The 12446-nt window shown below is 45.3% G+C and carries 12 protein-coding genes and 1 pseudogene; 7 read left to right on the top strand and 6 right to left on the bottom strand.

Annotated elements, in window-relative coordinates:
* From ABK447_RS04115 to ABK447_RS04105, 3 genes are all read left to right on the top strand, one after another.
* The gene (locus tag ABK447_RS04115) at positions 1–333 is read left to right on the top strand and encodes a spore coat protein (protein ID WP_003151830.1); all 333 of its coding nucleotides are present in this window, start codon (positions 1–3) and stop codon (positions 331–333) included.
* Positions 334–471: 138 nt separating this feature from the next.
* Positions 472–933, top strand: a complete 462-nt coding sequence (locus ABK447_RS04110) for a MarR family winged helix-turn-helix transcriptional regulator (protein WP_003151828.1) — start codon at positions 472–474, stop codon at positions 931–933.
* Positions 934–953: 20 nt separating this feature from the next.
* Positions 954–2549 (top strand): MDR family MFS transporter, encoded by a 1596-nt coding sequence (locus ABK447_RS04105; protein ID WP_007410079.1) that lies wholly within the window; start codon positions 954–956, stop codon positions 2547–2549.
* A gap of 115 nt (positions 2550–2664) precedes the next feature.
* On the opposite strand, the gene ABK447_RS04100 is transcribed toward ABK447_RS04105, so the two are convergent.
* Positions 2665–3552 carry a LysR family transcriptional regulator gene (locus ABK447_RS04100; RefSeq protein WP_015240544.1) on the bottom strand — a complete coding sequence of 296 codons (888 nt, stop codon included), beginning with the start codon at positions 3550–3552 and terminating at the stop codon, positions 2665–2667.
* A 121-nt stretch (positions 3553–3673) separates the two neighbouring features.
* On the opposite strand from ABK447_RS04100, the gene ABK447_RS04095 reads away from it, so the two are divergent.
* Together ABK447_RS04095 and ABK447_RS04090 are read left to right on the top strand one after the other, a co-directional pair.
* Complete coding sequence (locus ABK447_RS04095) at positions 3674–4420, top strand: acetoacetate decarboxylase (protein WP_012118395.1); 747 nt, start codon at positions 3674–3676, stop codon at positions 4418–4420.
* Positions 4421–4433: 13 nt separating this feature from the next.
* Entirely contained in the window at positions 4434–5474 is a 1041-nt protein-coding gene (locus tag ABK447_RS04090) for a ketopantoate reductase family protein (protein WP_025285238.1), read from the top strand.
* A 193-nt stretch (positions 5475–5667) separates the two neighbouring features.
* Here the strand turns inward: ABK447_RS04090 and ABK447_RS04085 are convergent.
* The 4 genes and pseudogenes from ABK447_RS04085 to ABK447_RS04070 form a co-directional block, all read right to left on the bottom strand.
* Positions 5668–5935: pseudogene (locus tag ABK447_RS04085) on the bottom strand (YusU family protein).
* Between the two features lie 2 nt (positions 5936–5937).
* Positions 5938–6762 carry an ABC transporter ATP-binding protein gene (locus ABK447_RS04080; RefSeq protein ID WP_012118397.1) on the bottom strand — a complete coding sequence of 275 codons (825 nt, stop codon included), beginning with the start codon at positions 6760–6762 and terminating at the stop codon, positions 5938–5940.
* Between the two features lie 154 nt (positions 6763–6916).
* A complete protein-coding gene (locus tag ABK447_RS04075) occupies positions 6917–7354 on the bottom strand; it encodes a YusW family protein (protein ID WP_012118398.1) in 438 nt (145 codons plus the stop codon).
* Between the two features lie 118 nt (positions 7355–7472).
* Positions 7473–9254 (bottom strand): M3 family oligoendopeptidase, encoded by a 1782-nt coding sequence (locus tag ABK447_RS04070; protein WP_038464261.1) that lies wholly within the window; start codon positions 9252–9254, stop codon positions 7473–7475.
* Between the two features lie 130 nt (positions 9255–9384).
* On the opposite strand from ABK447_RS04070, the gene ABK447_RS04065 reads away from it, so the two are divergent.
* Entirely contained in the window at positions 9385–10227 is an 843-nt protein-coding gene (locus ABK447_RS04065) for an oxidoreductase (protein ID WP_012118400.1), read from the top strand.
* An 89-nt stretch (positions 10228–10316) separates the two neighbouring features.
* The gene (locus ABK447_RS04060; RefSeq protein ID WP_007410071.1) at positions 10317–10781 is read left to right on the top strand and encodes a Dps family protein; all 465 of its coding nucleotides are present in this window, start codon (positions 10317–10319) and stop codon (positions 10779–10781) included.
* 46 nt (positions 10782–10827) lie between these two features.
* On the opposite strand, the gene ABK447_RS04055 is transcribed toward ABK447_RS04060, so the two are convergent.
* Positions 10828–12189: a S1C family serine protease gene (locus tag ABK447_RS04055; protein ID WP_038464264.1), complete on the bottom strand. Its 1362-nt coding sequence runs from the start codon at positions 12187–12189 to the stop codon at positions 10828–10830.
* Positions 12190–12446: the final 257 nt, after the last annotated feature.

The following is a 12446-nucleotide window of genomic DNA, read 5'->3' as shown; positions in this document are numbered from 1 at the left end:
ATGGAACAGCAAAACCAAAAAATCACGAATCCGCAAACGCCCGTGCCCAATACGGCGCAAATGAATGACAGAGACTTGGTGAATGAGCTGCTGACGACGGAAAAATACATCACGGCTTCATATTGCACAGCCCTGCACGAGTTCAGCCACGAGTCTCTTTATCAAGATATTCAGGCGATTTTCGATGAGTCACAAAAAGCGCAAAGAAGATTATACGATGTGATGTTTCAAAATGGCTGGTATTCCATTGAAGCAGCCGATACCCAAAAGCTTCAGCAATCGTATCAGAAGTTCCGGCAGACCATTCAGCAGCAGTCTCCCTACCAGCAGTAAAACGAAGAAGGATTTGATGTTTTCGACAAGCATCAATCCTTTTTTTATTTTTGCACAAAAAGATTGACTTGTCATTAATCCTTATTTATATTTAACTAATGTTAATTATTTTCTCGAGGAACAAGATGAGGAGGAGTTATGAAAAACGCGGATCAATATGTGTCTGATATCCAGAAATCTCTTCAGACGCTGCTGCAAAACATACAGCCCGAAATGGTGGAAAGCATGGCAAAACACGAGGTGACGCCTGCCCAATTATTTGTTTTAGCCAGCCTGAAAAAACACGGGAGCTGCAAAGTTTCCGAAATTGCGGAACGCATGGAGGTAAAGCCGAGCGCAGTGACGCTGATGGCCGACCGCCTCGAACAAAAAGGACTTATCGTCCGCAAACATAACCAGCAGGACAGACGCGTCATCGACATCAGCCTCACCAAAAAAGGCGAAACAAAATTCGAAGATGTTGTGGAAGGACGGAAAGCGATACTGGCGCGAAACCTATCCGTTCTGACTGACGATGAACTGATTCAGTCCGTGAACATCATCCGCAAAGTAGCGGAAGCAGCCGAGAAATACGCGGCTGATCAAAAAGAAAACGAATAGAAAAGAGGAGCTGCCGAAACATGAGCATTGAAAAGAAAGATCCAAAACGCACATTATTAATAACCGGCTTAATTATCGCCATGTTTTTCTCAGCCCTTGACGGCACCATCGTAGGAACGGCGATTCCTAAAATCGTGGGTGACCTCGGGGGATTAAGCATGATGACGTGGCTGACCACGGCATATCTTTTAACTTCGACGACGATCGTTCCGATTGCGGGGAAACTTGCAGATTTATTGGGGCGCCGCGTCGTCTATGTATCAGGTTTATTGATTTTTATGGGAGCTTCCGCACTGTGCGGAATGGCCAGCAACATGACGGAACTGATTATTTTCCGCGGACTTCAGGGAATCGGCGGCGGTGTCATGATGCCGATGGCTATGATCGTCATCGGGGATTTGTTCACAGGGAAACAGCGTGCCAAGTTCCAAGGGCTTTTCGGAGCGATTTACGGGCTTGCTTCCGTGATCGGCCCGCAAATCGGGGGCTGGATTGTTGACTCATTAAATTGGAAATGGGTTTTCTATATCAACCTGCCTGTCGGAATTTTAGCCGTGATCTTTATCGCAAGAGGACTTCAAGGCAGAAAACAGACCGGGCCGATTAACTTTGACATCGCCGGCATTTTCACAATGATCGTCGGAATCGTCAGCCTCCTCCTCGCGCTCAGCTTCGGAGGAAAGGATTACGCATGGGGCTCTTGGCAGATTCTCGGTCTCTTTGCGCTTGCACTTGCCGGGATTGTCGGATTCATTTTCGCTGAAATCAAAGCAAAAGAACCGATTCTGCCAATGTACCTGTTTAAAAACAGAACGTTTACCGTACTGAATCTGATCGGCTTTTTCATGAGTATCGGCATGTTCGGCGCCGTTACGTTCGTTCCTTTCTTTATGCAGGGAATTATCGGAGTCAGCGCCACCGCGTCCGGCACGATTATGACGCCGATGATGGTATCTATGATTATCACAAGTATTATCGGAGGCCAGCTGGTTTATAAGATCGGTATTAAACCGCAAATCATGATCGGCATGCTGATCATGGCCGTCGGCTTCTTCTTATTAACGACTTTGCAGCTGGATACAAGCAAGCTCGCGGCTACATGCTATATGGCCGTGATCGGTCTGGGAATGGGGCTCGTCATGCCGCTTCTCACGCTCGCTCTGCAAGAAACGTTTTCAAAAGAAGAGCTGGGTGTTGTGACCTCTTCAAGCCAATTTTTCCGGATGATCGGGGGAACGTTCGGCATTACGGTGCTCGGCGCTGTCATGAATGCCAGATCAGGAAGCCTTTTAACCGACAGACTGGTGCCTTACTTAGACTCACTGCCGAAACAGGCAAGTGCCTTTGCCGCCCAGTTTAAAGGTATGATTGACAAGAATCCTGAAGGGCTGCTTCAATCCTTGTTCAGCCAGGAATCGATTAAGCAGATTCCGGCCGCATTTTCTTCCCATATCGTGCCGGTTTTGAAAACGTCACTGATGGATTCGCTTCACAGCGTGTTTTTCACAGGCCTGGCCTTTATCGCTGCCGGATTGATCCTCACGCTGTTTGTTAAATCAATTAAACTGACAAACAAAAAGACAGGCAAACAAGAAGAAAAGGCGAAAGCCGTTTAACAAAGAAAAATCCCGCGGATGCCGCGGGATTTTTTTATATCATCTGGGAATGACCAGTCTTCCGCCTCATTGGAAATGGGGGGTGAAAATTTCAAAAAAATAGTGATGAAATCCTTCAATAAACCTTAAACATTTCATAGTTATCTTTATAGTACGACATAATAAAGTCACGAAAATTTCTTACCGAAGAAGATAACAGCTTATGTCTCATCCAAGATAAGCCGACTGGATATGAAGCAGAGTGATCAGTCACTTTTATAAAATTCAGCCCCAATGTTCTGCAAACTGAAATAGGAAGCAACGCCACACCTTGATCCAGCTTTATAATCTCGACCAGTAAATGAGAATCTGCCTCAAATGCAATATTTGGGGTGAAACCAGCTTTCTCACAAAGCGAGGCTGTAAAACCGCTATACTCTTCATTATTAGCAAGGGTAATAAATGGTTCATCGGCGACAAGGCGTAAAGAAATTTCTGTTTTACCCGTAAATCGGTGGTTTGAGGGCAAAGCCAGAACAATATCTTCATTTACCAGCACACTACTCTCTATCTCTTCATCTTGAATCGGATGACCTGTTATTCCTAAATCAATGTCCCCTTTTTTTAAACTTGTTATGATCTCGCTTTTAACTCCGATTGCTTGGAGAATTTTTGATTGAGGAGAGCGGTTGATATATTCACTCATCAGTCCTGCAAGGAATCTTGGATTGGAAATAGATATTCTGATGGTGTCAGAAATTCGATGTTCCTCCAATTGAATTTCCGTTTGTGCATTTTCAATCTCAGTAAAAATCCTGTTTACACGTTTTAAAAGAATTTTCCCTGCTGAACTCAGCTTAATATTTCTGCCTTTTCTCTCAAACAAGGTTGTTCCCAGTTCATTCTCAAGTCTTTTTATAGTGAGACTTAAAGAAGGCTGGGCAATCTTTAATTGTTCTGCTGCTTTAGAGATATGTTCAGTATAGGCAACCGTCTGAAAGTATTTTAGCTGCAGCAATTCCATCTGTCTGCACCCCCCTCATTTATTTCAATAAATATATATATACCTTATTATGTATTGGATTAAATGTAAATGCGAATGTAAGATAATAGCATAGTTAAAGAAAAGGAAAGGGTGTCATTCAATGAAAATTGATGTGAAAGATATAGCAAAAAATTTAAATACGCCACTAACAGCCCCTGCTTATCCTATCCCAAATTATAAATTTGTTAACCGTGAATATTTAAATATTATTTACCGAACGGATGAAAAAGCTTTACGTGCAGCAGTGCCGGAACCTCTTGAAATTACTGAACCTTTAGTGAAATTCGAAGTGATGTGGATGCCCGATGTTTCCGGACTTGGTGCCTATACAGAGGCAGGACAAGTCATCCCTGTCAGCTTTAATGGTGAAGAAGGAGATTATGTACATTCTATGTATGTTGACAATTTCCCGGCTATTGCAAGCGGACGGGAACTTACTGCATATCCAAAGAAATTGGGTGCCCCTAAGCTGTATATAGACTCTGATACTCTTGTTGGCACATTGGATTATGGCAGTCTTCGTGTGGCAACTGCCACTATGGGATATAAACATTTCGAAATGGACAAGGAAAAAGCGAAAAGGGAAATTTGCCGACCTAATTTTATGGTTAAGATTGCTACTGATTACAATGGTGATTTAAGGGTTTGTGATTTGGTGCGGACGCAAATAACGAATATAGAAGTTAAAGGTGCCTGGACTGGACCGGCGCGGCTTCAATTATTTGAACATGCTCTGGCACCTCTTGCAGATTTGCCTGTATTAGAAGTCGTTTCAGCATCTCATATCCTTACAGATTTAACCTTAAATGCAGCACAGCCGGTTTATAACTACTTAGAGGAAAAATAAGGAGACGTTTACAATGAGAATTGCAGTTTTAGGAGCAGGTTCTTTAGGAACCATAGTTGGAGCATATCTGTCTGCTGGCGGAATGGATGTCGAATTGATTGATTCGTACAAAGAACATGTAGATACTCTAAATCAAATTGGTGCTAAAGTAGTTGGTACAACGGAATTTCAAGCAAAGGTGAAAGCCATCACCCCTGAAAACAAATCAGGCAAGTATGATTTAATATTACTTCTGACGAAACAATTATATAATGACTCCATCCTTAAAGAGTTACTGCCTTTTTTAAAGGATGACAGTGTAGTATGTTCCTTGCAAAACGGTATACCTGAACAGAAAGTTGCTTCGATCGTTGGTGATGAACGTGTTATTGCAGGTTCTGTTGAATTTGGTGCTACATTTATTGAACCAGGCGTATCCAGACTTACAACTGAGTATACTCAATTTAAAGAGTACGCTTTTCAAATTGGAGAATTACATGGTGAAACAACAGAAAGAATCCAGCGTATTAAATCGGTTTTAGACCTTATCGGCGGAACACATATTTCCGATAATTTAGTTGGAACGAAGTGGTCAAAATTACTTATCAATAATGCATTCAGTGGTTTATCGGCTGCATTAAACGGAGAATACGGAGACATTCTTGACCATGAAATCGGCATTGTTAGTGCAGTTCATATCGCAGATGAGACGATTAAGGTTGGACACGCCAATGGTGTCAAATTTGCGAAAATGGGCGGCCTTGATTTAGAATCTTTGGAATTAAGAAGTGAAAATGATATTCCTGAACGTATCCAAACATTTAGGTCAGCCATGGAACCATCTAGGCTGCTAAGAGCAAGTATGCTCCAGGATCTTGAGAAAAAACGCAAAACTGAAATTGATTATATTAATGGAGTTATTCCCAAAATGGCAGAAGGTACTGGCATTTCAACACCTTTTCATGATTTGGTTGTAGCACAAGTCAAATGTGCCGAGGAATCTCAAACAGTGCCCAATTTTGATACAAATATAAAAGCATTTGAAGAGTTATTACGTATCCGAAAGGAAATGTGATATATAGGAAAGAGAGAAAGGGATTGCTGCGGCGGTCCTTTTTTCTTGGTTCAGCAAGCGGAAGAAATATACGTAAACAAACGGGTGCATTAGTTATATTAAAGTTCTTCGCCTATGAATTGAACGAAGCCTTTATTGATTCCTTTTCAGCAAAAAAAGCTTCCGGCACCTCTCTTTGATGCCGAAAGCTTTTTTATTGTTTTTTTCTGTGTGCTTCATTGAGCTGTTTAATATGCTGTATCGCAGCTTTGATGCCCTCTTTGGCGTCCGGGTAGGATTGATTCCAATGTTTGACGAGCGGAGGCATGCTTTTTGCGATATGTGTATACAAAATCCACTGCCTGACTTCTTCCTTTACATCCGGGTTTGTTTCGCCAAGCAATAGTTCCGTGTATTTCTCAAGCAGGCCGTCCAGCTGCTGCTGCAGTTTTTCTTCCATACCGTTCCCTTCCCTTTTTCATGATTATGACAATCGGGCGGTGAGGGCCGCTTCCTGCACGATACATCTGCCGCGTCCGTGCGGAATGCAAAGCGGCGTGCCGAACAGCGGGTCTTGCGTTACCTGGCAGTTCATCGCAAAGACCTGCTGTACAAGCTCGCAAGTGATGACTTCTTCGGGACGGCCCTCTGCGTAAATCTGTTTATCCTTAATGGCGACCAGATAATGGGCATAACGGCATGCCAGATTCAGGTCGTGCAGCACCATGACGATTGTGCGTTTTTCTTTTTCATTTAATTCAAACAGCAAATCAAGAATTTCAATTTGATGCGTCATGTCGAGATAGGTTGTCGGCTCGTCAAGCAGAATGATATCCGTATCCTGAGCGAGTGTCATCGCAATCCATGCGCGCTGGCGCTGTCCGCCTGACAAGGAATCCACCGGACGGTCGGCCATTTCCTCAAGCTTCGTCGCTTTAAGCGCTTTTGCCACTGCGTCTTCGTCCTCTTTGGACCATTGCTTCAGCCAGCTTTGATAAGGGTATCTTCCCTGCTTCACAAGCTGATGCACCGTCAGGCCTTCGGGAGCTGACGGACTCTGCGGCAAAATAGCGAGCTCTCTTGCCACTTCCTTCGTCGGAAGCTTAGCGATGGCTTTTCCTTCTAAAAGCACAGAACCGCCCCTCGGTTTCATCAGCCGGGCCAATGAACGTAAAAGCGTCGATTTTCCGCAGCCGTTGCTTCCGATCAATACAGTGATTTCGCCTTTTGGAATCGCGACATCCAATTCGTCAATGATAACAGTTTCTCCGTACCCTAAGCTCAGCGTCTCTGTAGAAATTGCACTCATACCGCTAACCGCTCCTTTTTTGAGTTTCCCAACACTATGTATATAAACAAATTGCCTAAACATTCAACGTGAGATCATGATTATATTGTAACAGAAATTAATGACTCTGAATATCATTATCAATTAGTTTTGGGCAAAAAACAGCGGACGGCGGTTATTTTTTTATTTCTGTCATTTCTCCATCATTCTTTTTCAGTTTCAGATAAAAATGGTCATAGCGGCTGTCCAAATTAAAAGCCGAGAGCACCTGCCGGACGACCTCGCTTTCCTGCATCCGGCTGTTTACGGCAAGTTCTCCAAGGATCATCTTCATTTCATCAAGCGCTTCCTCGCCCTCTCTGTGAACCCCTGAGAGCTTGTCCCGGATGTCAGCCTTTTCATGACCGTCTTTTCTTTCATACAAACCTTCATAGCGGTTATGCTCTCCGGCTCCGTAGCTGACGCGAAGGGAAAAGCTGCTGTAAGGAACCGGCTTCGCGGATGATACGGGTGTGCTGTCTTGTTCCGCTTCCCGTTTTTCTTCATTCAATCGGCAGCCGGCAATCAGCATCAGCGTAAGACATAAAACGCCCGCCGTTCTGATCCATTTCATGCGGTTCACTCCCATTCCATTCCGATCGTTTTTAGGTATTTCCAAGGGAGGCGGCTGTCATTCATTAAACAAAAAAGAACCGGAGCGATAACACTCCGGCCGGTTCATCTCAAGATTATCATTCAGTCAGCTCTAAAAATTCCTGCACATCCTGTACGGCAAGGCGGACCGCGTCTTCCCAAAACGACCGTTCCGTCAGATCCGCTCCAAGGTGCTTCATCGCCAAATCCTCAACAGTCATCGAAGCCGTGTCACACAAAAGCGCGATATATTTTTCTTCAAAATCCGCTTTTTCCCGAAGAGCTCTTGCATATATTCCAAGCGAAAATAAATAACCGAACGTATACGGAAAGTTGTAAAACGGCACTCCCGTAATATGAAAATGCAGTTTTGACGCCCAGAAATGAGGGTGGTATTCCCCTAATGAATCGCAAAATGCTTCTTTCTGCGCCGCTTCCATCAGTTCATTCAGTTTCTCAGCCGGAACGACGCCCTGCTTGCGCTCTTCATAAAAACGCGTTTCAAATAAAAATCTCGCATGAATATTCATAAACATGGCTACGCTTCTTTGAATTTTATCTTCAAGCAAGAACACCTTTTCATCCTTTGTCTCCGCTTGTTTCAAAGCGGCGTCGGCGACGATCATTTCCGCAAAGGTCGAGGCTGTTTCAGCCACATTCATAGCGTAGGCTCTGTTCAGCTGCCGCACTTGAAGCATGGCCTCCTGATGGAACGCGTGACCGAGCTCATGCGCCAGCGTCGATACATTCGAAGCGCTTCCGGAAAACGTCATAAAAATCCGGGATTCTCCGCTGTCGGGAAAGCTGGTGCAGAAACCGCCGACCCGTTTGCCGCTGCGGTCTTCCGCTTCTATCCACCGATCACGGAACGCTTTTTCCGTAAATGCGGACAGCTTTTTGCCAAACGTCGAAAATTGGCTGACGATCAGATTGGCCGCTTCATCATATGTGTATTCTTTCGGAGCCTCGCCGATCGGCGCGTCCACATCATACCAGTTCAGCCGCTCAAGCCCTAAAAGAGACGCCTTTCGATTCAGGTATTCGGCAAAAGGCTTTTTATGATCGGTAATGACCTGCCACATGACATCCAGCGTTTCTTTTTTCATCCGGTTGATCGCAAGCGGTTCTTCCAAAGCGCTTTTCCAGCCCCGCGCTTTATAGATTTCCGTACGGAAGCCGGCCAGATGGTTCAGCGTGCTGCCGAAAAGCTCCTCTTCTCCTTTCCACGCTTCATTAAGCTCTTTGAACACTTGACGTCTGATCCGCCGGTCCGGGTGCGCCATCATATTTTCTGCTTGGCCGACCGACAGCTCTTTATCCTCAAACGGAATCTTCATTCTGCCGACAGCCGCATTATACAGGTCGCCCCATGCGTGATAGCCGTCAACGGCCAGGCCTTCAATCAGCCTTTCTTCTGAAGCGCTGAGCTTCTCTTTGACACGGTCTCTTCTCTCATTTAAAACATATGTGAGATCCTGAAGTTCCGGTTTTTGCAGCAGCTCCTCCCAGACCCGCTCGTCAATCCGGGCAAGTGTATCGTCAAGGGTGACCAGAGCGGATTTAAAATCACTGCTCAGCTGATTGATCCGCGCCCTCCATTCATTCGCTTTCTGATCATGAGTGTTCTGAGCCTGAAGACAGCCGACGAACGCTCCCGCCTGCCTGATCATGATCGCCGACCGTTCAAACCTATCAATCAGATTGATCAGCTCCCGGCTTTCATCCGCATGCGTTGGAACCGTAAACGCTTCAACCGCATGTTGAAAAGCGCTTAGATGATTTTTGAGCTCTTGTATGTATTGCTGAAACTCTTCCGACCGGCTCCCGCCCTCAAAAATGGAGTTTAAATCCCATGTTTCCTTCAATCCCTCTAATGCCATCTTTTCTTTACCCCTTTCTATCCGAAGCTGACTCCATTATAAAACAATTCTGACATATTTCCGAACGATTTCTCCTTCTTTCTGCGAGATGTTATACACTATGAGATAAGAACAAACGGGGAGGATTATTATGAACAGAAAAATTGCCATTGTAACCGGCGCGACGAGCGGATTCGGGCTGCTGACAGCGCTGAAGCTCGCCCGGTCTTATCACGTCATCGCAACAGCCAGACAGCCGGAGAAAGCTGAAATACTGAAAGAGGCCGCCGCTCAAGCGGGTGCATCCGAACATGTTACGGTCGTTTCTTTAGATGTGACAAATGAGCAGTCGGTGTCTGACTTCGGGAACACCATCAGCGGTTTCGGACCGATTGACCTGCTCGTCAATAACGCCGGCACTGCGTACGGGGGGTTTATTGACGATGTGCTGATGGAACATTACAGACAGCAGTATGAATCAAATGTATTCGGTCTGATTCACGTCACAAAAACCGTGCTGCCTTATATGCGAAAACATAGCGGGGCGAAAATCTTCAATATCAGCAGTATCAGCGGACTGACCGGTTTTCCGGCTCTATCTCCGTATGTCTCTTCCAAATTCGCGGTTGAAGGGTTTACAGAGAGCCTGCGCCTCGAACTGCTGCCTTTAGGAATTGATGCCGCTTTAATAGAACCGGGCTCCTACAAAACATCTATATGGGAAACGTCTCTCTCCAATCATCTTACGGCACCCGGCAAAGATTCGCCTTATTACCGCTATTATCAGCAAATAGAAGCTTACTTCAAAGCCAACGCATCCAAAAGCGGCGATCCTGATGACGTAGCGGAGCTGATTTATCAGTTGGCACAAAGGAAACGGCTGAAGAAACTGCGGTATCCGATCGGCAGGGGCGTTAAGCTGACATTGGCTTTCCGCTCACTCTTTCCGTGGTCCGCCTGGGAATCGATTATAAAGAAAAAGCTGTTCACTTAAACCTAAATTATAATAATTATAATTTAGTATTTATTTTTATTTGATATGTGATATAATTAAATTAACAGATCACAGGGAGGACGATGAATATGAATACACAAAACGCGAAAAAAACTGAAACTCTTGTTGAGAAATCAATGAACACACAATTATCAAACTGGTTTATCCTTTACTCTAAACTGCACCGCTTCCATTGGTATGTAAAAGGCCCGCACTTCTTTACGCTTCATGAAAAATTTGAAGAACTGTATAACGAAGCGGCGGAAACGGCGGATGCCATCGCAGAGCGACTTCTGGCCATCGGCGGACAGCCTGCGGCGACTTTACACACTTACCTTGAACAAGCTTCCATTACGGATGAAGGTCAGGAAAAAACGGCTTCTGAAATGGTGGAATCACTGGTTCAAGACTATAAACAAATCAGCCGCGAATCAAAATTTGTCATCGGCATCGCCGAGGAACAAAATGACCCGTCAACTGCCGACCTGTTTGTCGGATTAGTTGAAGAAGCGGACAAGCATGTGTGGATGCTGTCAGCCTACTTGGGAGAATAACGAAAAAAGCTGAACCTCAGTTGCAGGTTCAGCTTTTTTTATGCGTTCAGCTTGCGCTTTCGGTTTGTTTCGTTAATGTGACGTTCAGCGTCTTTTTGCTTCCGTTTCTGAGAACTTGAACAGTCGTTTTATCGCCGATTTTCAGCTGGTTATATAAGATCTGTCTGATATCGGCGCTGCTGCCGACATCTTTGCCGTTCAATTGTACAATGACGTCATTTGATTTGATGCCCGCTTTCGCAGCCGGTGAGCCGGATTGCACTTCTTTTACGTAAACACCCTTAGACAGCTGGTCGCCGAACAGTCCGAGCGTGTTTTCCTGATAAGTTTCCGGCACTTGCGCCATGTCAATCATCTGCACACCTAAAAATGGGCGCTCGACTTTTCCTTTTGCAAGCAGCTGGTCGACTATCGGTTCTACATCATTGCTCGGAATGGCAAAGCCGAGTGACTCCACGCCGTTTTCACTGACTTTCATGCTGTTGATCCCGATAACTTGGCCGCTTGAGTTGATTAACGGGCCGCCGCTGTTTCCGGGGTTAATCGCCGCATCCGTCTGAATCACGTTCATTTCCACTGTGCCTTGGGATGTATCGGCGTCTACCGTTCTGTTCAGCCCGCTGATGACACCTTGTGTGACGGTGCCGGAAAACTGCTGGCCGAGCGGGTTGCCGATGGCAATCACTTTATCGGCAATGCGGAGCTTGGAGGAATCCCCGAAGCTGGCCGCTTTTTTGACATTGGACGAGCTGATTTCCAATACAGCCAAGTCACTGATGGCATCCTTTCCGACAAGCTTTGCCGTTTCGGTTTTCCCATTGTAAAGAGTGACCGACAGTTTGTTCGCACCTTCTACGACATGATTGTTTGTAATGATGTACGCTTTTTCGCCGTCTTTTTTGAAGATGACGCCTGACCCCGTGCCGCTTTCCGTTTCAGAGCTTGAACCGCCGTCAAGTCCGAACTGGCTGCTTTGCGAAGCTTGGTAGTTGGACACTCCGACAATCGCAGGCTCCAAATCTTCTACCATATCCGCTACACTTGAGGTATTTTTCAAAGGCGTTGACGTAAAATTCGAAGACTGAACTTGTTTCGTATCAGAAACGGCTTCTGTCTTATGCTGCTCACCCGGCAGGTTTGGCACAATGCCAAGCACGAGGCCGCCGCCGATAATGCCGCCTAAAATCGGGCTCAGCCAAGCGGCTCTCCGTTTTTTTTCTTTTTTCACGGCAGCCGTTTTTTCAAATTCCGTACCGGCCGCCGTCTCGTTTTCCGCTTCTTTCGAGACGGGCTCTTCGAGCAGCTCGGGCTCCTGATGGCTGATCTGCTGCTGTTCATTTCTGTTTTGTTCCGTATGTGAAAGATCTGACTGATCGCGGCTTCTGCCGTCATCTCGATGATCATTCATATTCACGCACACTCCTTCAGCATGTTTTCATTCTATCGATTACATATTCATCGCATGTACAAGTTCTATTGTCCCAATAATAAGGAGAAAAGCAAAGCTCCAAAACAAAATGTGTTTGAACATGTTATCTTCCCCGCTTTTTTTCTTCCTTTCTTCCCTTATACACATCATAAACAAACATTGTGGGATAAAAATGAAAAGAATATGTGAAATTATGAAAATGCGGCTTGAGTGTGTTAAAACTAGTATAATGACGT

The sequence above is a fragment of the Bacillus sp. hwrm1 genome (assembly GCF_040207805.1).
GTDB classification, from domain to species: Bacteria; Bacillota; Bacilli; order Bacillales; family Bacillaceae; genus Bacillus; species Bacillus velezensis.
Note: the sequence above shows the minus strand (reverse complement) of the source record. Positions and strands in the feature narration are given on the sequence as shown.